Raw genomic sequence first — 24,466 nt, forward strand, 5'->3', positions numbered from 1 at the left:
GCCACCGGCGAGGACAATGGACTGTAGTACACGCGCGGCGACCGGGGGGCACGATGGCGATACAGGTGAGGCGTTGGGGATTAGGCGACCGCAACGGCTCACTCGTAGCCCGGCGTCGCTTCAACACCGCTCTCAGCTCCCTGACCGGGGCAGGGGCGGTTTTTTTATCCGTCCTCGCACAGGACACCCACGGAACGCCCCTCATCTTCCTGGCCTCAAGTGCCGGTGCTCTGGGCGGCGTTTCGGCGATAACCGGTTACTTCGTACATCGCTCCCGCCCCACCCCCTCCGCCATCGGCAGCGCGGACCATGACCCGATGTACGTACCTCCGCCCAATCTCCCCACCCTTTCGCGCTACTTCACCGGTCGTAGCGACGAACTCAAGGCTGTCTCAGAGGCGTTGAGGCCAAGGGAACGCAACAGCGGAATGCGGGTGTGCGTGGTGCACGGGCGGGCCGGGCTGGGCAAGACCCAACTGGCCGCCGCTTATGCCGACGGCCGTCTGCGCCAGCACCGCTCGCTGGTCTGGTGGCTCCACGCCTCCAGTTACGAACGGCTCATGGGCGAGTTGCTCGAACTCGCCGCCTGTCTGGGCATACCGGAGCACAACTCGAAGAGCGTGATGCTCAACCGGCTCTGGGGCAGGCTGCGGGACACTCCCGGCTGGGTCCTGGTCTACGACGACGCGCAGGACGACAGCCTGGGCCCGCTGAACGAGCAGACGAACGACGTGCGACCCTCGCTCCTGCCCAGGACGGGACACGGGGAAGTACTCATCACCACCCAGCGGCGCGAGGGCTGGGAGAACCTCCCCGCCGACTCGGTCGAGCGGATCGCACTGCCCGACCTGAACGCCGACGACGGACTCGCCCTCCTGACCAAGCGGATCGGCGCCGAGGACGACGAAAGGGCGCTGGTCGAACTGGGCACCCAGCTGCACTGGCTGCCCCTCGCCCTGGACCAGGCAGGGGCGTACATCGCGGATGCCGAGATCTCCGTGAAGGAGTATCTGCGCCGGCTCCCCGGCCATCCCATCAGCAGCGCCGCCGCCACCTTCCGGCTCTCGATCGAACGCATCGTCTCCGCCGAGCCGGTCGCCGAGGACCTCATGCGGCTGTGCGCCTTCCTCGCGTCGGAGGACGTACGGCGGGACATGCTGCTGCGCCATCCCCTGGTGATCCCCTCGCCCTTGAGGGAAGTGATGGAGGACCAGGCCGCCTTCAACCGCGTGGTCCGGAGACTGTCCAACCACTCGCTGCTCAGCCGCAGCGGGGACAGCCGGGTCGCCAGCGTCATCTACGCCATGCATCCGCAGGTCCAGTTCTTCGTCCGTGAGGGCATGGACACCCAGGCCAGGCTGCTCTGGTCACAGTCCGCGGTGCAGCTCCTTGAAGCCGCGTTCCCCGTGGCACCCGAGCTGCTGGACGAGCGTGCCGCCTGTGAGACGTTGATGCCGCATGTCGAGGCGGTGTCGGCCGAGCTGGTGTGGGGAGCCGACACGGACGACCAGGAGTACGGGGCGGCCCGCGACCCCAAGGCCCTGGCCAGGCTGCTGCACCGGGTCGGCATCTACCAGGAGCACCGCTGCGACTGGGTGCACGCCCTGGAGTACTTCGAGAAGGAGGCGGCACTCCGCGAGACCCACCCCGGTGACGCCCTGGGGCTCGCCACCGCGCAGCTCGCCGTGGCCCGCCAGCACTATCTGCTGGCGCATCTCGACGACGCCGAGGCGCAGTGCCGCCTGGCACTGGACCAGTGTCTGCGCCGACCGGACGATCCCGCCTTCCTCCCGTTACGGGCCCAGTGCCTCCGGCAGCTCGGCGGCATTCTGCGCGAGGACACCCAATTTGCCGAGGCGCTGGAAGCCGTGGAACAGGCGATAGACATCTACGAGCGCCACGGCGCCGAGTGGGACGGGCTCGACTGGGCCATCGCCGAGCAGGAGGTCGGCATGATCCACCGGAACGCCGGCCAGCTCGCCGAGGCGCTCAGCTGCTATGAACGAGCCGCCAGGAGGATCCCGCGACGGGGCGAGGAACCCCGGGAGCATCTGGTCTTCAAGGCCATGCTCCAGCGTGACACCGGGATCGTCGCGCAGGACCGCGGGGATCTGGAGACCGCCGAGCGGGAGCTGTCCGAAGCGTTCTCGGCCTTCCGGGCGAACCGCGGCCCCGACGACTTCGAGACCTCCCAGGTCGCCAAGTTCCTCGCGGACGTACGCCGCCGCCAGGGCGAGGAACTCCGTGCCCGCGCCCGCGACACCTACAACCCGTTGCTGTGGCGGCGCCTGCGCCGGGACTCACGCGCACGCCTGCGGGAAGCCGCCGAGTTGCTGGCCCCCGTCGTCGAGCTGCACCGCAAGCGCCGCGAGGCCGAGGACCACAAATACGCCGCCTGTCTCAACAAGCTGGGCTCCCTGCAACACGCGCAGGGCCGGACGGCACAGGCCCTGCGGACGCTTCGCGAGGCCGAAGGCATCTACGTCGCCCGATACGGACGCGGGCACCACTACCGCGCCAAAACGCTGTCGCGACTCGGCCCGGTACTGCTCAGCACCGGTGACCGACCGGGCGCGGAGGACACACTGCACGAAGCCGAGCGCATCATCCGAGGACGGCTGAGCGACGTCCATCCCTCACTGAGCGCCGTGTACGAGCGGCTGGCCCTGTGCACCACGGACGCACAGCGGGCGGCGGACTTCCGTACCCGTGCACAGCACATCAAGGACGCGATCGGGGGCGGGACGCCCACACACACGTAGCCTTCGTCCAGCCCAAGAGCCGCGCACGCGATCTGTCCGGACATGCCCACCCCGCGTGAATTCATGCACAAGCCCCGGCCTAGCATGGAGCCCGTGCCAAACGTGACCCGAGCCGACGCCGTAGCCGCCGTGCGCAACCCGCTCGCCTTCATCGCCGAACGCTGGACCCCGACGAACCGGACGGTGCAGCGCGCGGCTCTGGCCGCGCTCGTCATGGCCGTGGTGATCGTGGTCACCGGTGGTGCCGTACGGCTCACGGGTTCGGGCCTCGGCTGCCCGACCTGGCCCAAGTGCACCGACGACTCGCTCACCGCGACCAGCGCGATGGGCTTCCACGGCGCCATCGAGTTCGGCAACCGCATGCTGACGTACGTGCTGTGCGCGGCGATCGGCTGGGCGACCATCGCCGCGCGCTCGCAGAAGCCGTACCGGCGGGGTCTGACCCGGCTGGGCTGGGCGCAGTTCTGGATCGCCATGAGCAACGCGGTGCTCGGTGGCATCGTCGTGCTGGTCGGCCTCAACCCGTATACGGTCGCGGTCCACTTCCTCCTGGCCACCGCACTCATCACCGTCGCCGCCCTGATGTGGCAGCGCACCCGCGAGGGCGACGCGGCGCCGCGCCCCCTCGTCGGCAAGCCGGTGCAGCAGATGGTGTGGGTGCTGGTCACCGCGACCATCCTGCTGATCGCGCTCGGCACGGTCGTCACCGGCGCGGGCCCGCACGCCGGCGACTCGAGCGAAGTCGAACGCATCCCGCTGGACTGGGAGAACGTCACCAAGCTGCATTCCGTGCTGGCCTGGATCGTCGTGACGCTGACCTTCGCCCTGTGGTTCGTCCTCAAGGCCGTCGACGCCCCCAAGGGCCCCCTCGACCGCACCCGCGACCTGTTCCTCATCCTCCTCGGGCAGGGCGTCATCGGTTACGTCCAGTACTTCACGGACCTCCCCGAAGCCCTGGTCGGCCTCCACATGTTCGGCTCCTGCCTGGTGTGGATCGGCGTCCTCCGGGTCCTGCTGTCGCTGCGCGAACGACCGGAGACCCTGGCGGACGTGCCGGGCCCTTCCACCGAAACGACGCTCACACGCGCGTGAACCCGTCGTACGTGGCGTACGTGGCGTACGTAGTGACCAGGCCGTCGATCGCGGGGCTCAGGTAGCCCCCTGGTCAGCTCGGCCGGCGGGACAGCCACGGCGGGGCCGGATCCCCGTACCGCCGTCCGCGTCGGTCATGAGATCGAGCCTGGAGGGCTCACTCCACCCCGTACACCCGCCGCGCGTTCCCGGCCGCGATGAGCCCCGCCACCCGTTGCGCGTCCGCCAGCGACCAGGCGCCCTCGGCGACCCATGTGCCGAGCACCCGGGCGAGCGCCTCGCGGAACAGGCGTGCTCCGACCACATGGAGTTCGGGCAGCCCATGTGCGCCGCTGGAGAAGAGGAGCTTGCCGAAGGGCGCCAGTTCCAGGATCTCGGAGAACACGGCCGCCGCCCGCGCCCCGGTGCGCACAAGGGCGGCGCCCAGGTCGGCGTACACATGCGGGAAGACCCCGGCGAGGTGCGCCGCGTGCCGGTGGTACGGGTAGCCGTGCAGCAGGACCAGATCGGTGCCGAGCCCGGCCGTGGCGCGGGCGAAGTCGGTGAGCAGGACGGGGTCGGTGCGGTCGATGCGCAGGCCCGGTTCGCCGAGTCCGGCATGGAGCTGGAGCGGCAGGCCCGAGGCGATAGCGATCCACAGCAGGTGTCTGAGCAGCACCGGGTCGCTGAGCGCCCCGCCCACCCGGCGCCGCGCGAGCCAGCGCCCCGCGGCACCCCGTACCTCTCCCGGCCCCGGCGGCTCGGGCGCGAGCGCCAGACCGTGCCGTACGCCCGCGACAGAGGTGAAGGCCACGGCGTTCGCGGCGGCGCCGTGGACGGACTCCGCGAGATTGGCGAGAAACGATTCGACCGTGCCCGAGGTGTCCGCGACCTGTTCGGCCAGCAGCTCCAGGCGCACGATCTCATGCGCGTCGGCCGCACCGGAGGAAGCCATCTCGCCAGGGCCGGTCAGATCGCCGGGCAGCCCGGTGTCGACGAGATACGTCGTGATGCCACTGCCGCGCAGCAGCCTGCGGCCCGACTCCAGTACGCCGAGTTCGCGACGCCGGGCGAGATAGCGGGCGGGCGGACAGTGCGGCTCCAGACCGAGCAGCGGCGGACACCAGCGGCGTACCGCGAAACCGGTCTGGGTGTCGAAGAAGGTGGTGCCCGGGGCAGGCGGGCCCTCGGTCCTGGCGAGGTGGGCCTCGAAGGTGCCGAGGCCCAGCTCCGTCCTCAGTACGCCATGGCAGTACTGGTCCACCAGGGACGGCGTTTCGATCATCCGGACTCCCGCGACTGGACCGTGCCTTCTCAGGTCCTAACGGGTGAACCGGGTATCAGGTGTTGCTTGCACACACCCCGTGCGAAGAGCCGACGGTTGTCGGCCTCTCCGGACGCGTGATCGTCAGCCCTTGCTCGGAGCGCCGAGCTGAATGCCCGCCATCCGCTTCCACTCGTACGGCCCCGTCTTCACCTTCGCCGCGAACTCCCCGTCGAACTCTTCATGAACAGTGATTCCGGCCTTCTTCACGGCCTGCTCGGCGATCGCGTACGCGGGAGCCACGAGGTCGCCCCAGCCGCCGTCGGCACCGACGAGCACGATCCGGGCGCCGCGCTGCCCGATGTACTCCACATGGCCTTCGGCCCCGCCGTGCTTCTCGGCGAAGGCGGCGATCTCCTTGGCGAGCCTGGCGGCCTTGCGCTCGGCCTTGGCGGCCTGCTTGGCGTCGGTGCCCTCGTCAACCTGCTGCGTGTCTGCCATGGCCAGGATGCTACCGACGGGTAGATCAAACGGCGACGGGCGGGGTGCGTGGCTTTGACCACGCACCCCGCCCGTCGAAATCCCGTCGAAATCCCAGAGAGGACTGAATCCCGGAGAGGCCTAGCGGAGGAAGGGATCCACCGCGACCGCCACGAACAGCAGCGACACATAGGTGATGGACCAGTGGAACAGCCGCATCTCCTTCAGCTTGCCGCCCGTCGCCTCGCCCTTGGCGCGGTTCTGCAGCGCGTGCGCCTCCCACAGCCACCAGCCGCCGGCCACCAGGGCGACCGCCGTGTAGAACCAGCCGGTGTAGCCGAGCGGGGTGAGCAGCAGCGAGACGGCGACCATCACCCAGCTGTAGAGGACGATCTGCCGGGCGACCACCTTGTTGGAGGCGACGACCGGAAGCATCGGCACGCCCACGCGCGCGTAGTCGTCCTTCACCTTCATCGACAGCGGCCAGTAGTGCGGCGGCGTCCAGAAGAACATGACGAGGAAGAGGATGACCGGGGCCCACGACATCGAGTTGGTCACCGCCGACCAGCCGATGAGGACGGGCATGCAGCCGGCGATGCCGCCCCAGACGATGTTCTGCGACGTACGGCGCTTGAGGATCATCGTGTAGACGACCACGTAGAAGAGGAGTGCGCCGAGGGCGAGCCAGGCCGAGAGCCAGTTGACCGTCAGGCCGAACAGGAGCGTGGAGACCACGGCGAGCGAGAGGCCGAAGGCCAGGCACTCGCGCGGGCTGACCATGCCGGTGACCAGCGGGCGCTGCGAGGTCCGGTCCATCAGCGCGTCGATGTCCCGGTCGATGTACATGTTGAGCGCGTTGGCGCCGCCCGCCGAGAGGTAGCCGCCGAGGCAGGTGAGGAGCACCAGCTTCAGGTCGGGCACCCCCTGCTGGGCCAGGAACATCACCGGGACGGTGGTGATCAGCAGCAGCTCGATGATTCGTGGCTTGGTCAACGCCACGAAGGCCATGACACGGGCCCCGAACGGCCGATGTTTCGGGCTGCTGCTCGTCCCGAGCACCCCCGGTGGACGGGATTCGACGGCCGTCACGCACACCCCTGACAGAGACATCCCAGCAAGCCCCCGGGTGTGAACTCCCCGTAAAGGCTCGCGCGTACCACGCCACTGTAGACGTTGCCCATACCCCGACATTCGCGGGGGTGGGTCGTGTTGGCGGACGTCCCACCGGAGGCGTGGCGACGCACGCGCAACGGGCGTGACGAAGCTCGATTGAGCACTCGGACGAGCGGCTCCGTATTCACTTGCCGAATGCGGAATGGACCAGTCGGGAGGCGGATCCCGGCGACTCCCGGCAGTCTGGAATGACTCGAAAAAACGCACGTACTTACGGGGGTAGGCTCGACAACGGCCGGTGGGCGCACGCGCGCCGGCATTCGACATGTGGAACATGTGGAGAGGAGCCCTGACCCAGGGTGAGCACCAAGCCGACCACCACAGACCTCGAGTGGACCGAGTTGGACCAGCGGGCTGTGGACACCGCCCGCGTCCTGGCCGCCGATGCCGTACAGAAGGTCGGTAACGGCCATCCCGGTACGGCGATGAGCCTGGCGCCCGCCGCGTACACCCTCTTCCAGAAGGTGATGCGGCACGACCCGGCGGACCCCGACTGGACCGGACGCGACCGTTTCGTGCTGTCCGCGGGCCACTCGTCCCTGACCCTCTACACCCAGCTGTACCTGGCCGGTTTCGGCCTGGAGCTGGACGATCTCAAGGCCTTCAGGACGTGGGGCAGCAGGACGCCCGGTCACCCCGAGTACGGGCACACCCCCGGTGTGGAGACGACGACCGGCCCGCTGGGCCAGGGCATCGCCAACGCGGTGGGCATGGCCATGGCCACCCGCTACGAGCGCGGCCTGTTCGACCCGGACGCGCCGCAGGGCGAGTCCCCCTTCGACCACTTCATCTTCGCGATCGCCGGTGACGGCTGCCTCCAGGAGGGCATCTCCGCCGAGGCCTCCTCGATGGCCGGTCACCAGCAGCTCGGCAACCTGATCCTGCTGTGGGACGACAACCACATCTCGATCGAGGGCGACACCGAGACCGCGGTCTCCGAGGACACCGTCAAGCGTTACGAGGCGTACGGCTGGCATGTGCAGCGCGTGGCCCCGAAGCCGGACGGCGACCTCGACCCGCACGCCATCTACAACGCGATCGAGGCCGCCAAGGCGGTCACGGACAAGCCGTCGTTCATCGCGATGCGCTCGATCATCGCCTGGCCCGCCCCGAACGCGCAGAACACCGAGGCCGCGCACGGCTCGGCGCTCGGCGACGACGAGGTCGCGGCCACCAAGCGCGTCCTCGGCTTCGACCCGGAGCAGACCTTCGAGGTCGCCGAGGAGGTCCTCGCGCACACCCGCGGGGCCCTGGACCGCGGCCGTGAGGCCAAGGGCGAGTGGGAGAAGGGCTTCGCGGCCTGGCGTACGGCCAGCCCGGAGCGTGCCGCCGAGTTCGACCGCATCGCCGCGGGTGAGCTGCCCGAGGGCTGGGAGTCGCAGCTTCCGGTGTTCGAGGCGGGCAAGGGTGTCGCCACCCGTGCCGCGTCCGGCAAGATCCTCCAGGCCCTCGGTGCGGTCATCCCCGAGCTGTGGGGCGGCTCCGCCGACCTCGCGGGCTCGAACAACACGACCATCGACAAGACGAGCTCCTTCCTGCCGGCGGACAATCCGCTGCCTGAGGCGAACCCGTACGGCCGCACGATCCACTTCGGTATCCGCGAGCACTCGATGGCCGCCGAGATGAACGGCATCGCGCTGCACGGCAACACCCGTATCTACGGCGGCACCTTCCTGGTGTTCTCCGACTACATGCGCAACGCGGTGCGACTGTCGGCTCTCATGCACGCGCCGGTGACGTACGTGTGGACGCACGACTCGATCGGGCTCGGCGAGGACGGTCCGACCCACCAGCCGGTCGAGCACCTGGCCTCGCTGCGCGCGATCCCCGGTCTGAACGTCGTCCGTCCCGCGGACGCCAACGAGACCACGATCGCCTGGCGCGAGATCCTCAAGCGCTACACCAAGGTGTTCGGCAAGGGTGCCCCGCACGGCCTCGCGCTGACCCGCCAGGGTGTACCGACGTACGAGGCCAACGAGGATGCCGCCAAGGGCGGTTACGTGCTGTTCGAGGCCGAGGGCGGCTCGCCCGAGGTCGTCCTCATCGGCACCGGCTCCGAGGTGCACGTCGCCGTCGAGGCGCGTGAGCAGCTCCAGGCCGAGGGCATCCCGACCCGGGTCGTGTCCATGCCGTGTGTGGAGTGGTTCGACGAGCAGGAGCAGGGGTACCGGGACAGCGTCCTGCCGCCTTCGGTGAAGGCGCGGGTCTCGGTCGAGGCCGGTATCGGTCTCACCTGGCACCGGTTCGTCGGGGACGCGGGACGCATTGTTTCGCTGGAGCACTTCGGTGCTTCGGCGGATGGCAAGGTGCTCTTCCGCGAGTTCGGTTTCACTGCCGAGAACGTCGCATCCGCCGCCCGGGAATCGATCGCCGCAGCCCAGCGCTGACGCTGGTACACGACACGTAGGAGATGCAATTTCCATGACAGACGCACTCAAGCGCCTCTCCGAGGAAGGCGTCGCGATCTGGCTGGACGACCTGTCGCGCAAGCGGATCACGTCCGGCAACCTCGCCGAACTGATCGACCAGCAGCACGTCGTGGGCGTCACCACCAACCCGTCGATCTTCCAGAAGGCGATCGCCGGCGGCGACGGTTACGAGCAGCAGCTCACCGAGCTCGCCGCCCGTAAGGTCACCGTCGAAGAGGCGATCCGCATGATCACGACGGCGGACGTCCGTGACGCCGCCGACATCCTGCGCCCGGTCTTCGACGCCACCCAGGGCCAGGACGGCCGGGTCTCGATCGAGGTCGACCCGCGCCTTGCCCACAACACGACGGCGACCGTCGCCGAGGCCAAGCAGCTGGCCTGGCTGGTGGACCGCCCCAACACCCTCATCAAGATCCCGGCGACCAAGGCGGGCCTGCCCGCGATCACCGAGGTCATCGGCAAGGGCATCAGCGTCAACGTCACGCTGATCTTCTCGCTCGCCCGCTACCGCGAGGTCATGGACGCCTACCTCGCGGGCCTGGAGAAGGCCAAGGCCGCCGGCCTCGACCTCTCCAAGATCCACTCGGTGGCGTCGTTCTTCGTGTCCCGCGTGGACACCGAGATCGACAAGCGGATCGACGCCCTGGGCACGGACGCCGCCAAGGCCGCCCGTGGCAAGGCGGGTCTCGCCAACGCGCGGCTCGCCTACGAGGCGTACGAGGAGGTGTTCGCCTCTGGCGACTATTCGACACAGCCCTCCGACCGCTGGGCCGCCCTCGACAAGGCGCAGGCCAACAAGCAGCGCCCGCTGTGGGCCTCGACCGGCGTCAAGGACAAGGCGTACAAGGACACTCTGTACGTCGACGACCTGGTCGCGCCGAACACGGTGAACACCATGCCGGAGGCCACGCTCGAGGCCACCGAGGACCACGGCCAGATCACCGGCAACACGATCGCCGGTACGTACGAGCAGTCCCGTGCCGAGCTCGACGCGGTCGAGAAGCTCGGGATCTCGTACGACGACGTGGTCCAGCTCCTGGAGGACGAGGGCGTCGAGAAGTTCGCGACGTCCTGGAACGACCTGCTCAAGTCGACAGAGGCAGAGCTCCAGCGCCTCGCCCCCTCGGAGGGCTGAAACCTTGTCAAGCAGCAACCCGCTGCGTGACCCCGCAGACCGACGGCTCCCGCGTATCGCGGGGCCGTCGGGCCTGGTCATCTTCGGCGTCACGGGCGATTTGTCACGTAAAAAGCTGATGCCCGCCGTATACGACCTCGCCAACCGGGGTCTCCTCCCGCCGGGCTTCTCACTCGTCGGATTCGCCCGGCGCGAGTGGGCCAATGAGGACTTCGCACAGGAGGTCCACGACGCGGTCAAGGAACACTCCCGCACGCCCTTCCGCGAGGAGGTCTGGCAGCAGCTCGTCCAGGGCATGCGCTTCGTACAGGGCACCTTCGACGACGACGACTCCTTCGAGCGGCTGCGCACCACGATCGACGAGCTGGACAAGGCACAGGGCACGGGCGGCAACTTCGCCTTCTACCTCTCCGTGCCGCCGTCCGCCTTCCCGGTGGTCATCAAGCAGCTGAAGAAGCACCACCTGGCCGAGCAGGCGAACGGCTCCTGGCGCCGCGCGGTCATCGAGAAGCCCTTCGGACACGACCTCAAGTCGGCCGAGGAGCTCAACGCGGTCGTGCACGAGGTCTTCGCCCCGGACCAGGTCTTCCGCATCGACCACTACCTGGGCAAGGAGACCGTCCAGAACATCCTGGCGCTCCGCTTCGCCAACCAGATGTTCGAGCCGATCTGGAACCGGTCCTACGTCGACCACGTACAGATCACGATGGCCGAGGACATCGGCATCGGCGGCCGCGCCGGCTACTACGACGGCATCGGCGCCGCCCGTGACGTCATCCAGAACCACCTGCTGCAGCTGATGGCGCTCACCGCCATGGAGGAGCCCGCCTCCTTCGACGCGGACGCGCTCGCCGCCGAGAAGACCAAAGTGCTCGGCGCCGTGAAGCTGCCGAAGGACCTGGGCAGGAACACGGTCCGCGGACAGTACGCGGCCGGCTGGCAGGGCGGCGAGAAGGCCGTCGGCTACCTCCAGGAAGACGGCATCGACCCCAAGTCGAAGACCGACACGTACGCGGCCATCAAGGTGGAGGTGGACAACCGCCGCTGGGCCGGGGTCCCCTTCTACCTGCGGACGGGCAAGCGCCTGGGCCGCCGCGTCACCGAGATCGCGGTCGTCTTCCAGCGCGCCCCGCACTCCCCCTTCGACCACACGGCCACGGAGGAGCTGGGCCAGAACGCGATCGTCATCCGCGTCCAGCCCGACGAGGGCATCACGGTCCGCTTCGGCTCCAAGGTCCCCGGCACCTCCATGGAGATCCGGGACGTCTCGATGGACTTCGCTTACGGCGAGTCCTTCACGGAGTCGAGCCCTGAGGCGTACGAGCGCCTGATCCTCGACGTCCTCCTGGGCGACTCGAACCTCTTCCCGCGCACCGAGGAGGTCGAGCTGTCCTGGAAGATCCTCGACCCGATCGAGCAGTACTGGGACAAGCACGGCAAGCCCGCCCAGTACCCCTCGGGCACCTGGGGACCCGTCGAGGCGGACGAAATGCTCGAGCGAGACGGACGGAGCTGGCGTCGCCCATGAAGATAGATCTCACGGACACCACAGCCAGCAAGATCAACAAGGCGCTCGTGAAGGGCCGCCGGGCCATCGGCACCCCCGCCGTCGGCATGGTGCTCACCCTCGTCATCGTCACCGACGAGGAGAACGCGTACGACGCCCTGAAGGCCGCCAACGACGCCTCCCGTGAGCACCCCTCGCGCACGATCGTGGTCGTCAAGCGCGTCTCCCGCTCGCCGCGTGACCGCACCCAGTCGCGCCTCGACGCCGAGGTGCGCGTCGGTGCGGACGCGGGCACCGGCGAGACTGTCGTCCTGCGGCTCTACGGCGAGGTCGCGGACCACGCCCAGTCCGTCGCGCTCCCGCTGCTCCTGCCGGACGCGCCGGTCGTGGTCTGGTGGCCGGTGGGCTCGCCGAGCGACCCGGCCAAGGATCCGCTGGGGGCCCTGGGGCAGCGCAGGGTCACCGACAGCTACTCGTCGGAGAAGCCCGTCGACGAACTGCGCACCCGCGCCGAGAACTACGAGCCGGGTGACACCGACCTGGCGTGGGCCCGGATCACCCCCTGGCGCTCCATGCTGGCCGCCGCCCTCGACCAGGTGGACTGCGAGGTCATCTCGGCGGAGGTCTCGGGCGAGGAGTTCAACCCGAGCGTCGAACTGCTCGCCATGTGGCTGGCCGACCGGCTGCATGTGCACGTCCGCCGCGGGGTCTCCTCCGGTCCTGGGCTGACCCAGGTGCGGTTGGAGACCACCGGTGGTCCCGTCACGCTGCATCGCCCGGACGGAGCGATGGCCACGCTGACGCTGCAGGGCCAGCCGGACCGCGCGGTGGCGCTCAAGCGCCGCGAGACCTCCGAGCTGATGGCGGAGGAACTGCGCCGGCTCGACCCGGACGACACCTACGCGTCGGCTCTGCGGTTCGGGGTGGACCGGCTGGGAGGGACTCCGTCGTCGGCGGAGAAGTCTCCGCTGCCCACCCGGACTCCGGCGTCCGCCGTGTCGGACTCGGCCTCGAAGAAGTCGGCGTCCTCCGGCGGCGATGTCGGCCGGCCCACTCCGGCGCAGATGCCCCCGGCCAAGGGGACGGCCAAGTGAGCACTCCGCAACTGGTCGTCCACCGCGACAAGGAGCTGATGGCGCAGGCCGCCGCGGCCCGGCTGATCACGAAGATCGTGGACGCGCAGGCCTCGCGCGGCTACGCCTCGATCGTGCTCACGGGCGGCCGCAACGGCAACGGGCTCCTGGCAGCGCTGAGTTCGGCCCCCGCCCGGGACGCCGTCGACTGGGGCCGCCTCGACCTGTGGTGGGGCGACGAGCGGTTCCTGCCCGGGGGCGACCCGGACCGCAATGACACGCAGGCCCGTGCGGCGCTCCTGGACTCCGTGCCGCTGGATCCCGCCCGGGTGCATGCGATGCCCGCGTCGGACGGCCCGTACGGCTCCGACGTGGACGCCGCGGCGGAGGCGTACGAGGCCGAGCTCGCGAAGGCGGCGGGCCCCGAGAACCACGGCTCCGTCCCCACCTTCGACGTCCTGATGCTGGGCGTCGGACCGGACACCCACGTGGCCTCGCTCTTCCCCGAGCTGCCCGCGGTACGGGAGACCGAACGCACGGTGGTCGGCGTCCACGGCGCCCCCAAGCCCCCGCCGACCCGGATCTCCCTCACCCTCCCCGCGATCCGCTCCGCGCGCGAGGTGTGGCTGCTGGCGGCCGGCGAGGACAAGGCCCAGGCCGCGGCGATCGCCCTGTCGGGCGCGGGCGAGGTACAGGCCCCGGCCGCCGGCGCCCAGGGCCGCTCCCGCACCCTGTGGCTCCTGGACGCGGCAGCGGCTTCCCAGCTGCCGCGATCGCTGTATCCGCCGGCTTCGGCGTGAGGGTAGGGGCGGCGGGGGATTTTTTTCGCCCCCGCCGCCCCTACCCATTCCCGTCCCTTGGGGGCTCCGCCCCCAAACCCCCGCTCCTCAAACGCCGGAGGGGCTGAAAATTTCCCCGGCCGGCGCTAGAAGTCTTTAGCCCGTCCGGCGTTTGAGGACGAGCGCGTCAGCGCGATACGGGGGTCTGGGGGCGGAGCCCCCAGGAACGGGACGGGAAGGGGCGGAGGGGGCGAAAAACCCACCGCCCACCCGGCTAACGCCCCCGCAGCTCCCGGTACTTGGCCACAAGCGCCGTCGTTGACGCATCAAGCCCAGGCACCTCCGCCCCCTCCGTCAGCGCCGGCTCGATCCGCTTGGCAAGCACCTTGCCGAGCTCGACCCCCCACTGGTCGAAGGAGTCGATGTTCCAGACGGCGCCCTGGACGAACACCTTGTGTTCGTAGAGGGCGATCAACTGCCCCAGCACCGACGGCGTCAGCTCACGCGCGAGGATCGTCGTCGTCGGGTGGTTGCCCTTGAACGTCTTGTGCGCCACCAGCTCCTCCGGCACCCCCTCCGCCCGCACCTCGTCCGGCGTCTTGCCGAAGGCCAGCGCCTGCGTCTGCGCGAAGAAGTTCGCCATCAGCAGGTCGTGCTGGGCGACCAGACCGGGCAGCAGATCGGCGACGGGCTCGGCGAAGCCGATGAAGTCGGCCGGGATCAGCTTCGTACCCTGGTGGATGAGCTGGTAGTACGCGTGCTGCCCGTTGGTGCCGGGCGTCCCCCACACGACAGGACCCGTCTCCCACTCCACCGGAACTCCGTCCCGGTCCACCGACTTGCCGTTGGACTCCATGTCCAACTGCTGCAAGTACGCGGTGAACTTGGACAGGTAGTGCGAGTAGGGCAGCACCGCGTGCGCCTGGGCGTCATGGAAGTTGCCGTACCAGATGCCCAACAGGCCCAGCAGCAACGGGACGTTGGACTCGGCGGGCGCCGTGCGGAAGTGCTCGTCCACGATCCTGAACCCGTCGAGCATCGACCGGAACTGGTCGGGCCCGATGGCGATCATCAAGGACAGACCGATCGCCGAGTCGAACGAGTACCGCCCGCCGACCCAGTCCCAGAACTCGAACATGTTCGCCGTGTCGATGCCGAAGTCCGACACCTTCTCCGCGTTGGTCGACAGCGCCACGAAGTGCTTGGCGACGGCTTCCTGACCGGCCTTCAGCTCGGTCAGCAGCCAGTTCCTGGCCGAGGTCGCGTTGGTGATCGTCTCGATCGTGGTGAACGTCTTCGAGGCGATGATGAACAGCGTCTCCGCCGGGTCGAGGTCCCGTACCGCCTCGTGCAGGTCGGCGCCGTCCACGTTCGACACGAAGCGGACCGTCAACTCCCGGTCGGTGAAGGAGCGCAGCACCTCGTACGCCATCGCCGGACCGAGGTCGGAGCCGCCGATGCCGATGTTGACGACATTGCGAATGCGCTTGCCCGTGTGGCCGGTCCACTCGCCGGAGCGGACGCGCTCGGAGAAGCCGGCCATCTTGTCGAGCACCGCGTGCACGGCCGGTACGACGTTCTCGCCGTCGACCTCGACGACCGTGCCGCTCGGGGCACGCAGCGCGGTGTGCAGCACCGCGCGGTCCTCGGTCGTGTTGATCTTCTCGCCGCGGAACATGGCGTCCCGCAACCCGAAGACGTCGGTCGACGCGGCCAACTCACGCAGCAGCCTCAGCGTCTCGTCGTTGACCAGGTGCTTGGAGTAGTCGACATGCAGATTGCCGACCTCGAGCGTGTATCCGGTACCGCGCCCGGGATCGGCGGCGAACAGGTCGCGCAGGTGGGTCCCCTCGAGCTCCTCGCGGTGCTTGGCCAGCGCGGTCCACTCGGGGGTCTGGTTGAGCCTGCTACGGCTTTCTGCGTTCATCTCGGACTTCCGCCTTCTTTCCTGCCTGTGCTGCTGCGTACCTTGCCCCGCTGCCGGTCCCAACCTAATTGATCAGGGCTTGACGTGAGCTGTCGTAGCACCGTCGCCCGGCTCAACAACAGATACGTCGGGCAGACACGCAGGTATCAGCGAAGTGACGGCGAGTGCGAACAGCACGGCCGCGAACAGCGCGGGCCCGTTCAGCCCGTACGCCCCCGCCACAGCACCTCCGAGCAGGGCACCGACCGGCGCCCCGGAGGTCGAGGCCGTGCGGAACGCGGAGCTGATGCGGCCCACCATGGCGTCCGGGCTGCGCTGCTGCATCAGCGTGACCTGATTGACGTTCCACACCATGTTCATCGCTCCAAGCAGCGCCATGCCCACGACGACGGCGCCCAGGTGCCGGACCGTGCCGATGAGCACCAGCGCAGAGGTCTGGACGCAGCCGCCCAGGAACAGGCTCCGGGCCCGTCCGACCCGGCGCGCCAGCCGCGGGGCCAGCACTCCCCCGGCCAGGCTGCCGACCGAGAACGCGGTCATCACGGCCGCGTACTCCGCGTTCCCCGCGTGCAGCCAGCCCGTCACATGGAGCACGAGGGTGGCGATGAGCGCGCCCATGCCGATGTTGCACAGCAGGGTGGCCACGCACATGGCGCGCAGCACACGGTCGCTCCACAGGGCGCGCAGCCCTGCGGCTATCTCGGCTCGCAGGGTGCTACCGGCCGGGCGGGGCTGCCGCTCGGGCATCTGTATCCGCAGGGAGGCCACGAGCGCTGCGGCCAGCAGATAGGTGACCGCGTCTGCCGCGAACGGCATGGCGGCCCCGACGACGAGCAGGAGCGGCACGAGGGGGCTCGCCAGCAGGCCGCCGGCGAGCTGCTGCCCGGTCATCAGCCGGGCATTGGCACTGCCGAGGGCGGCACGGTCCACCAGGGACGGCAGCAGGGCGGTGGAAGCGTTGTCGAAGAGGGTCTGGAGGGTGGTCAGTGTGAAGGCGAGCGTGATCAGCAGGACGATCGACGCGTGCCCCAGCCCGACGGCGAGGGCGAAGCCGGCGACCAGCGTGCCGCGTACGGCGTCCACCGCCCACATCGCGCGCCGCTGGTCCACCCGGTCGGCGATCGCCCCGCCCAGCAGGCCGAAGAGGAGCCAGGGCAGATATCCGCAGGCCGTGACGGAGGCGATGACGAACGGATCGTCCGTGAGCTGCACGGCGAGCAGCGGCAGCGCGGCGGTCCGCAATGCGTCCCCGAACCGCGACACCACAGCCGCGGTCCACAGCCGCCCGAATCCCCCGCGCCACGCGGGCGCCGCTACCTCCGCCACGTCCGTCGTCGTCACAACGCCCCCTTCGGTTCCGCCACTTCAAGAACCGTAGAGGGCACCACTGACAATCGATCTCGGCGCAGGGGAAGGGGCCGCACGTGGGTCACGTCGGCACCCGTAAGCGATACGGCTCCGGCCAGGCACCCGTGGGTACCCGGCCGGTTTCAACTACTAGATTTCGCCCCGCAGTTTGGCGAGCGCCTCGGCGAGGATCGCCTCGCCGTCCGCGTCGCTGCGCCGCTCCCGTACGTACGCGAGGTGCGTCTTGTACGGCTCGGTGCGCGGCGGGTCCGGCGGGTTGTCCCGGTCCTGTCCGGCGGGAAAGCCGCAGCGCGGGCAGTCCCAGGTGTCGGGAACCTGCGCGTCGCTGGCGAAGCTGGGCTGCGTCTCGTGCCCGTTGGAGCACCAGAAGGAGATGCGCAGCCGAGGCGCGGACTCGCCACGCTCGGCCTCGCCCATCGGCCCCGCCCCGACCCGGCTTCCTCGGATCGCGTTGCCACTTGCCACGGTCGTAACTCCCTGCGTGATGGTGCCGCGAAGCGAGTCGGCGTGACGCTTCGCTGCGAGCGCCTCAGTCTACGTAAGGCCCAACGCGCGTCCAGTGATTGGAGTTACACCCCCGCCCCTAGACGCAAGCCCCATGATAGGTCGCGATTTCCGTCGCGTACCGAACATGGGGCCTTACGTGCGCAAAGTGCGTGCGTAATGTGCAGTTGTACCGATGTGGGACGGCCAATGTCGGCCGTTGGTCAGTTGTTGACCTTCATCAGGATGCCGAGCGTGACAATGCACGCGAACCAGAGCAGACCGATCACCACGGTGATGCGGTCGAGGTTGCGCTCGGCGACCGAGGAGCCACCGACGGACGACTGCATGCCGCCACCGAACATGTCGGAGAGGCCGCCGCCCTTGCCCTTGTGCATCAGCACCAGCAGCATCAACAGCCCGCTGAAGACGATCAGGGCGATCGAGAACCCCATAACCACGGCTGGACCAACTTCCTCGGATCTGGACGGACGACGGGGGCCGGGTGGCTGCCCACCTGGCCCCCGCTAGGGTACGACGGATCGCCGCTACCGCATACTCGCGGCCGCGAGCCCTCGGCTCACTGGTCCCGGAAACGGACGATCTTGACGAACTCGTCGGCGTCCAGGGAGGCACCGCCGACCAGCGCACCGTCGATGTCGGGCTTCGCCATGATCTCCGCGACGTTCCCGGACTTCACCGAGCCGCCGTACTGGATACGGACGGCGTCGGCCACTTCCTGCGTGTACAGCTCGGCGAGCTTGCCGCGGATCGCCGCGCAGACCTCCTGGGCGTCGTCGGCGCCGCAGACCTTGCCGGTGCCGATGGCCCAGACGGGCTCGTACGCGATCACGATCGACTCGGCCTGCTCGGCCGGGAGGTCCTTGAGTCCGCCCTCGACCTGGCTGAGCGTGTGCGTGACGTGGTTGCCCGCCTCGCGGATGTCCAGCTCTTCGCCGACGCACAGGATCGGGGTCAGGCCGTGCTTGTAGGCGGCCTTCACCTTGGCGTTGACGATCTCGTCGGTCTCGGCGTGGTACTGCCGGCGCTCGGAGTGGCCGATCGCCACGTACGTGCACTTGAGCTTGGCCAGCATCGGGCCGGAGATCTCGCCGGTGTAGGCACCGGAGTCCTGCGCCGAGATGTCCTGGGCGCCGTACTTGATCTTGAGCTTGTCGCCGTCGACCAGGGTCTGCACGGAGCGCAGGTCGGTGAAGGGCGGCAGGACGGCGACCTCACAGGCCTCGTAGTCCTTGTCGGCCAGGGCGAACGCGAGCTTCTGGACGTGCGCGATGGCCTCGAGGTGGTTGAGGTTCATCTTCCAGTTGCCCGCCATCAGCGGCGTGCGCGTGCTCATGTAGGTCAGTCCTCCAGTGCGGCGAGGCCGGGGAGCGTCTTGCCCTCGAGGTATTCGAGGGAGGCGCCGCCACCGGTCGAAATGTGGCCGAATGCCGTCTCGTCGAAGCCCAGGATGCGGACGGCCGCGGCGGAGTCGCCACCGCCGACGACTGTGAAGGCCGGGGAGTCGAGAAGGGCCTGGGCGACCGCCTTGGTGCCCTCGGCGTAGTCGGGGTGCTCGAAGACGCCCATCGGGCCGTTCCAGAAGACGGTGGCCGCGTCGGTGAGCTTCGAGGCGTACAGCTTGCGGGACTCCGGACCGATGTCCAGGCCCATCTGGTCGGCCGGGATGGCGTCCGCGGCGACGGTGGTCGGGTTGGACGGAGCCTTGGTCTTCAGGTCGGGGAACTGGGCCGCGACCACGACGTCGACCGGGACGAGCAGCTCGACGCCGTTCTTCGCCGCGCGCTCGACGTACTCGGTGACGGCGGGCAGCTGGTCCTCCTGGACCAGGGAGGCACCGATCTCGTACCCCTTCGCCTTGAGGAAGGTGAAGGCCATGCCGCCGCCGATGAGCAGCTTGTCGGCCTTGCCGAGCAGCTGGTCGATGACGGCGAGCTTGTCGGAGACCTTGGAGCCGCCGAGCGCGACCACGTAGGGGCGCTGGACGTCCTCGGTGAGCTTCTTCAGGACGCCGACCTCGGTGGCGATGAGGTAGCCGGCGTAGTGCGGAAGGCGCGCCGGAAGGTCGTACACGGAGGCGTGCTTGCGGTGCACCGCGCCGAAACCGTCGCCTACGTAGACATCGGCCAGGGCCGCGAGCTGGTCGGCGAACTCGCCGCGCTCGATGTCGTCCTTGGACGTCTCGCCGGCGTTGAAGCGCAGGTTCTCGATGACCGCGACCTGGCCGGGCTGGAGGCCGTTCACCGCGTCGTGGGCGGCGGGGCCGATGGTGTCCTGGGCGAACGCGACGGGGGCGCCGAGGAGTTCGGCGAGCCGCTCGGCGGGCTGCAGCAGGGAGAACGCCGGGTCCGGGGCGCCCTTGGGGCGGCCCAGGTGCGAGGCGACGACCACCTTGGCGCCCGCGTCCGCGAGGGCCTGGACGGTCGGCAGGACGGCGCGGATGCGGCCGTCGTCGGTGATGAGGCCGTCGGCGAGCGGCACGTTCAGATCGGCGCGGACGAAGACCCGCTTGCCGTCCACGCCTTCGGCGAGAAGTTCGTCGATCGTCTTCATAAAGGGACTCCTAGGGAGGGCTCTTCAGATCCGAGAGGGCTGATCGATCACTACGTAGCACAGGGCTCGGACAGCGCGGCGTGCGCTGCCCGAGCCCTGACTCACATCGAGTTGCCTGCTCTGGGACTTAGAGCTGGCCGCCGACGAAGACCGTGAGGTCGACGAGGCGGTTGGAGTAGCCCCACTCGTTGTCGTACCAGCCGAGGATCTTCACCGTGTTGCCCTCCTGGACCATGGTCAGGGAGGAGTCGAAGGTGCAGGAGGCCGGGTCGCCGACGATGTCCGAGGAGACGATCGGGTCCTCGGTGTAGGTCAGGTAGCCCTTGAGGTCGCCGTCGTCGGAGGCCTTCTTGAACGCGGCGTTGACCTCGTCCTTGGTGACCTCGCGCTGCAGCGTCACGACGAGGTCGGTGGCGGAACCGGTCGGGACCGGGACGCGCATCGCGATGCCGTCGAGCTTGCCCTTGAGCTGCGGGAGGACCAGGGCGGTGGCCTTGGCGGCGCCCGTCGTGGTCGGGATGATGTTCTCGGCGGCGGCGCGGGCGCGGCGCAGGTCCGAGTGCGGGAAGTCCAGGATGCGCTGGTCGTTCGTGTACGCGTGGACCGTCGTCATCAGGCCCTTGACGATGCCGAAGTTCTCGTCGAGAACCTTGGCCATCGGCGCCACACAGTTGGTGGTGCAGGAGGCGTTGGAGATGACGTGGTGGTTGGCCGCGTCGTACTTGTCCTGGTTGACGCCCATCACGATGGTGATGTCCTCGTCCTTGGCCGGAGCCGAGATGAGGACCTTCTTGGCGCCGCCGGCGATGTGCTTCTCGGCGTCGGCCTTCTTGGTGAAGATGCCGGTCGACTCGATGACGATGTCGACGCCCAGGTCGCCCCACGGGATGTCGGAGGGGTTGCGCTCGGACAGCACCTTGATGGTGTGGCCGTCGACGGTGATCGTGTCGGCGGTGTGCGTCACCTCGGCCTTGAGGCGGCCCAGGATGGTGTCGTACTTCAGAAGATGAGCAGTGGTCGCGGTGTCACCCAGGTCGTTGACAGCCACGATCTCGATGTCAGCACCCTGCTCCAGCAGCGCGCGGAAGTAGTTGCGCCCGATGCGGCCAAAGCCGTTGATGCCTACGCGGATCGTCACGAACCGATCTCCTCGTTAGGTACGCCGACTCAGATGTCGGCGAGTTGTATGGGATGTCCCCGACCGCCTACGACCCTACCTCCCTGAGGCCCCCGGGGTGACATCGAGTCGGCGCATACACGGCAGGGCGGTCCGTACCCACCAGTAGGGGTACGGACCGCCCGCCATGTTCATGCGATTGTCACGCAGAGTCAGCTCTTCAGCGCGGCGAGAGCCTTCCCGATGAGGGCCGTCCGGTCGGCCGCCGCGGTGACGTGCTCCAGGCCGAAGCCCAGCAGCACGGTGTCGTCCGTGGTGACCGCTCCGTACGTCTTGAAGAGCTCACCGGAGAGCCCCCAGTCCTGGACGACCGCCGGGCTGCCCGCGGGCGGTCCGGGGACGCTCCAGGGGCCGAGCGAGGTCTCGAAGCCCTCGATCGCGCCGGCCGTGCCGCCGATGACGACAGCGGCGTTGTCGGCGAGAACTCCGTGACCGCCCGAGCCCGGGTCGGTGATGTAGCTGAGCGACACCTCCACCGTCTTTCCGGCGTACGCGGAGAGGTCGAAGTTGACCTGCTGCCATCCGTCGGAGGCTCCGGTGAAGCTGTTCCAGGAGCCGCTGGTGCCGGTGGGCGTGCAGGCGCCCGCGCCCAGGGTCAGATAGCGGGTGAGGGCGGGATGCCCCTGGATGAAGAAGCCGGCTTCGCACTCCGCGGGAACGGCAGTGCTGGTGGCGCCGCCCTTCTCCGGGAGCGTGGTCCAGTCGTCGGCCCCGGCCGTGTGCGCTTCCAGCACGGCGTGGTCGTACGCCTCCTCGGTGTCCCACAGGAGCTGCGTGCGCAGCGTGGGCGCGTCGGCCGCGCTCACCCCGGTGAGGTCGATAGTGCGGGTGAGGCGGTTCCAGGCGTAGTCGGAATGGGTGACGGCCGCCATGGACGCGCCTTCGTAGGGGCCGTACGGATTGACGGTCCCCGGGTACTGTCCCGCTCCCGCGCTCGTGAACTGGGGGAACGTCGCCGCGGGCAGGGTGTCCGAGGTGACGCTGTAGGCACCCGCCGCGTTGAGCGGGTTGCCGGGTGCGTCACCGAGTGCTCCGGCGGCGCCCGCGAGCTTGCCCGACCCGGTGAAGGCCGTGGCCCCGGGAGTCGTCGTACGGGAGTAGGCGCCCAGGTAGTACTGGCTGAAGTCGTTCGTCAGAGCGCCCGGGAGTGCGACGGTACCGCCCGCCTGCTCGCCGGCCTCGATCAGCTTGCCGCCCTCGTTGAGATAGGCGCGCAGCTGGAGCTGGGTGGTGTAACCCGGCCGGTCGGCGCCCGTGTAGTGGACGACCGTCTTGAAGTGGCCGAGCACGCCGAGCGCGTCGGGTGCTCCCAGCGCCGCGACGTCCCAGACGAGGGGCTTGCGGCCGTTGGCCTTGAGCGCGTCGACGTACGCCTGGGTCTGGGTGGCGCTCGTGGTCTCCTCGGCGATCACAAGGGTGTCGGCGCGGGGCCGTTCGGCGATGGTGTACGTGAAGTGCTCACTGGAGGTGGGCTTTCCGCTCTTCGTCTCTCCGGTGAACCACACCTCGACCTTGTCGCCCGGGACGCCGTCCTGGACGAGGGCGCGATACTCGTCGAAGTAGAGGTTGTCCTCGCCTCCGAAGGTCTCGCCGCCCTCCCAGGGCTCGAGCGCCTGGTCCCACGTACGGCCGCCGTTGACGCGGTACTTGAGCTCCTTGTCGCGTACGGACTTCCGGGCGACGACGGAGATCTCCTGGTCGGCGCCGCGCGAGTACGAGGTCGAGAAGGCGGCCGGCGTGAAGTCGGCGGCCTTCAGTCCGAGCGAGGAGGACGGCTGGTCGGGGTGGACCGCGCTCTCAGCGACGGAGAGCGCGAACGGGACGTTCTTCGCGAACTCCTGCTGGATCAGCTTCTCGTCGTCCGGGAAGGTGAAGATCGACTCGCAGTCGGCCGCGTTCCAGGCGTCGTTCGGGTCGATGTTCGACGCGGTCTGGCAGGTCGACATCTCGGGCGTGTACATCGCCAGGCCGTTGACGTTGGACGCGTGGCCGTCGGCCTCACCGTTGGTGGTGTACAGCTCGGAGGAGACCTGCGGGCGATAGCCCGGGATCGCGGGGTTCTCGGGCGTACCCGCCAGGGCCTCGTACAGCACGTCGTCCGGGCTCGGGGTCGCCACCTGCCAGCCGACTCCGTAGAGGATCAGTTCGGCCGCGGAGTGGTAGTTGATGCCGTACGTGAAGCCGATGCGCTTCTCGAAGGCGTCGAGTGCCTTGGTCTCGGGCTCGGAGCCGGCGCTCGCGCCGCGGTACGTCTGGCTGGTGGGGTTGGGCGACGAACCCTCGTCGTCGTAGCCCCACTTGTAGGCGAAGTTGCGGTTGAGGTCGACACCGTCGCCGGTGGTGATGGCGCCGTCGCCGTTCACGTCACGCATGTTCTTGCGCCACTGGCGGTCACCGTCGGCGTCGAACGTGAAGTCGTAGCCGTCGGGGTTGGCGGAGATGACGAACCACAGCTCGGTCGAGTCGACGATCTTCTTGATGCGTTTGTTCGTCGAGTAGTTGTCCAGGTAGTAGTGCATCAGACGCCGTGTCATCTCGGGCGTGATCCACTCACGGGCGTGCTGGTTGGACATGTACAGCACGGAGGGCTTGGCGCCGTCCTTGGTCTTCTTGGCGCCCTTGGTGAGCTTGAGCGCCAGAATGTCCTGCCCCTGGAGGGTCTTTCCGATGGAGACGACCTTGGTGAGGTCGGGGTGGGCCTGGCCGGTCTTGACGATCTCCTCCTGGAGATTGCCCGCTCCGCTGTACGGGCGGTACACACCGTCCCCCGCGGCCGCCACCCGCGCCAGCGCCTTCGCCGAGACCTTGTGCTCGGCGAGGTCGACGCCCTTGTCCTCCAGCTGATCCGCCTGCTTGTCGGTGAGGTAGACCTCGACCTCGGCGGTGCCCTTCTCCGGTACCTGCTCGCCGAGTTCGTGTGCGTCCTGACCGGCCGCCAGCAGCAGGGGTACCTGCTCCTGTGTGACGTCGGCGCGGAACACCTTGACGGCGTCCGCGGCCGGGTCGGCCGAACTGCCGTTGTCCGCCTGAGCCATGGGCGCCAGGCTCGCCCCGCCCAGCATGAGTGCAGCGACGGCGAGGATCGATCTCGCTCTTCGTCTCATGAGCCCCCCTTGCAGTTGTCCGGCACATCTGTGCGCAGACGCCAGGCTGGTCACGCTCCATGATCATGTCAAGACGGCATCAAAGAGAGGCAAAAAGCTGCTGGTGCCCGAATCGGCACCAGCAGCTTCCGGCATGAACTACGCGCTCCGCCCGGTCAGT

The 24,466-nt window shown here is 68.9% G+C and carries 18 protein-coding genes; 7 read left to right on the forward strand and 11 right to left on the reverse strand.

The window, feature by feature from the left end; all coding sequences use genetic code 11:
• Positions 1 to 317 precede the first annotated feature (317 nt).
• Positions 318 to 2,762: a hypothetical protein gene (locus OG219_RS12205; protein ID WP_266825764.1), complete on the forward strand. Its 2,445-nt coding sequence runs from the start codon at positions 318 to 320 to the stop codon at positions 2,760 to 2,762.
• A gap of 84 nt (positions 2,763 to 2,846) precedes the next feature.
• Positions 2,847 to 3,854, forward strand: a complete 1,008-nt coding sequence (locus OG219_RS12210) for a heme A synthase (RefSeq protein ID WP_266825766.1) — start codon at positions 2,847 to 2,849, stop codon at positions 3,852 to 3,854.
• A gap of 157 nt (positions 3,855 to 4,011) precedes the next feature.
• On the opposite strand, the gene OG219_RS12215 is transcribed toward OG219_RS12210, so the two are convergent.
• The 3 genes from OG219_RS12215 to OG219_RS12225 form a co-directional block, all read right to left on the reverse strand.
• Positions 4,012 to 5,118: an amidohydrolase family protein gene (locus OG219_RS12215; RefSeq protein WP_266825768.1), complete on the reverse strand. Its 1,107-nt coding sequence runs from the start codon at positions 5,116 to 5,118 to the stop codon at positions 4,012 to 4,014.
• Positions 5,119 to 5,241: 123 nt separating this feature from the next.
• The gene (locus OG219_RS12220; protein ID WP_266825770.1) at positions 5,242 to 5,598 is read right to left on the reverse strand and encodes a hypothetical protein; all 357 of its coding nucleotides are present in this window, start codon (positions 5,596 to 5,598) and stop codon (positions 5,242 to 5,244) included.
• Between the two features lie 120 nt (positions 5,599 to 5,718).
• Positions 5,719 to 6,672 (reverse strand): heme o synthase, encoded by a 954-nt coding sequence (locus OG219_RS12225; protein WP_266836076.1) that lies wholly within the window; start codon positions 6,670 to 6,672, stop codon positions 5,719 to 5,721.
• A gap of 377 nt (positions 6,673 to 7,049) precedes the next feature.
• On the opposite strand from OG219_RS12225, the gene tkt reads away from it, so the two are divergent.
• Genes tkt through pgl form a run of 5 tightly spaced genes read left to right on the forward strand, consistent with a single transcriptional unit; the run spans position 7,050 to position 13,694 of the window.
• A complete protein-coding gene (gene tkt / locus OG219_RS12230) occupies positions 7,050 to 9,137 on the forward strand; it encodes a transketolase (RefSeq protein WP_266825772.1) in 2,088 nt (695 codons plus the stop codon).
• Between the two features lie 34 nt (positions 9,138 to 9,171).
• Positions 9,172 to 10,314, forward strand: a complete 1,143-nt coding sequence (gene tal / locus OG219_RS12235; protein ID WP_266825774.1) for a transaldolase — start codon at positions 9,172 to 9,174, stop codon at positions 10,312 to 10,314.
• Positions 10,315 to 10,318: 4 nt separating this feature from the next.
• On the forward strand, positions 10,319 to 11,842 hold the full coding sequence (gene zwf, locus OG219_RS12240) for a glucose-6-phosphate dehydrogenase (protein ID WP_266825776.1): 1,524 nt from the start codon (positions 10,319 to 10,321) through the stop codon (positions 11,840 to 11,842).
• The gene (gene opcA / locus OG219_RS12245) at positions 11,839 to 12,915 is read left to right on the forward strand and encodes a glucose-6-phosphate dehydrogenase assembly protein OpcA (protein WP_266825778.1); all 1,077 of its coding nucleotides are present in this window, start codon (positions 11,839 to 11,841) and stop codon (positions 12,913 to 12,915) included. Before zwf ends, opcA begins: the two co-directional genes overlap by 4 nt.
• Complete coding sequence (gene pgl, locus OG219_RS12250; protein WP_266465811.1) at positions 12,912 to 13,694, forward strand: 6-phosphogluconolactonase; 783 nt, start codon at positions 12,912 to 12,914, stop codon at positions 13,692 to 13,694. The genes opcA and pgl overlap by 4 nt, the downstream gene beginning before the upstream one ends.
• 253 nt (positions 13,695 to 13,947) lie before the next feature.
• On the opposite strand, the gene pgi is transcribed toward pgl, so the two are convergent.
• The 8 genes from pgi to OG219_RS12290 all read right to left on the reverse strand — a co-directional run bounded on the left by pgi (position 13,948) and on the right by OG219_RS12290 (position 24,306).
• On the reverse strand, positions 13,948 to 15,600 hold the full coding sequence (gene pgi, locus OG219_RS12255) for a glucose-6-phosphate isomerase (protein ID WP_266825780.1): 1,653 nt from the start codon (positions 15,598 to 15,600) through the stop codon (positions 13,948 to 13,950).
• A 72-nt stretch (positions 15,601 to 15,672) separates the two neighbouring features.
• A complete protein-coding gene (locus OG219_RS12260) occupies positions 15,673 to 16,941 on the reverse strand; it encodes an MFS transporter (RefSeq protein ID WP_266825782.1) in 1,269 nt (422 codons plus the stop codon).
• 156 nt (positions 16,942 to 17,097) lie between these two features.
• Positions 17,098 to 17,433, reverse strand: a complete 336-nt coding sequence (locus tag OG219_RS12265; RefSeq protein WP_003957010.1) for an RNA polymerase-binding protein RbpA — start codon at positions 17,431 to 17,433, stop codon at positions 17,098 to 17,100.
• Positions 17,434 to 17,675: 242 nt separating this feature from the next.
• Positions 17,676 to 17,906: a preprotein translocase subunit SecG gene (gene secG / locus OG219_RS12270; protein WP_266465805.1), complete on the reverse strand. Its 231-nt coding sequence runs from the start codon at positions 17,904 to 17,906 to the stop codon at positions 17,676 to 17,678.
• 125 nt (positions 17,907 to 18,031) lie between these two features.
• Complete coding sequence (gene tpiA / locus OG219_RS12275) at positions 18,032 to 18,808, reverse strand: triose-phosphate isomerase (protein WP_266825785.1); 777 nt, start codon at positions 18,806 to 18,808, stop codon at positions 18,032 to 18,034.
• 5 nt (positions 18,809 to 18,813) lie between these two features.
• Positions 18,814 to 20,025: a phosphoglycerate kinase gene (gene pgk / locus OG219_RS12280; protein ID WP_266825787.1), complete on the reverse strand. Its 1,212-nt coding sequence runs from the start codon at positions 20,023 to 20,025 to the stop codon at positions 18,814 to 18,816.
• A 127-nt stretch (positions 20,026 to 20,152) separates the two neighbouring features.
• Entirely contained in the window at positions 20,153 to 21,163 is a 1,011-nt protein-coding gene (gene gap / locus OG219_RS12285; protein WP_266825789.1) for a type I glyceraldehyde-3-phosphate dehydrogenase, read from the reverse strand.
• A 191-nt stretch (positions 21,164 to 21,354) separates the two neighbouring features.
• Positions 21,355 to 24,306, reverse strand: a complete 2,952-nt coding sequence (locus tag OG219_RS12290; RefSeq protein ID WP_266825791.1) for a M14 family metallopeptidase — start codon at positions 24,304 to 24,306, stop codon at positions 21,355 to 21,357.
• Positions 24,307 to 24,466 lie beyond the last annotated feature (160 nt).

Source organism: Streptomyces sp. NBC_00038 (genome assembly GCF_026343635.1).
Taxonomy (GTDB): Bacteria; Actinomycetota; Actinomycetes; order Streptomycetales; family Streptomycetaceae; genus Streptomyces.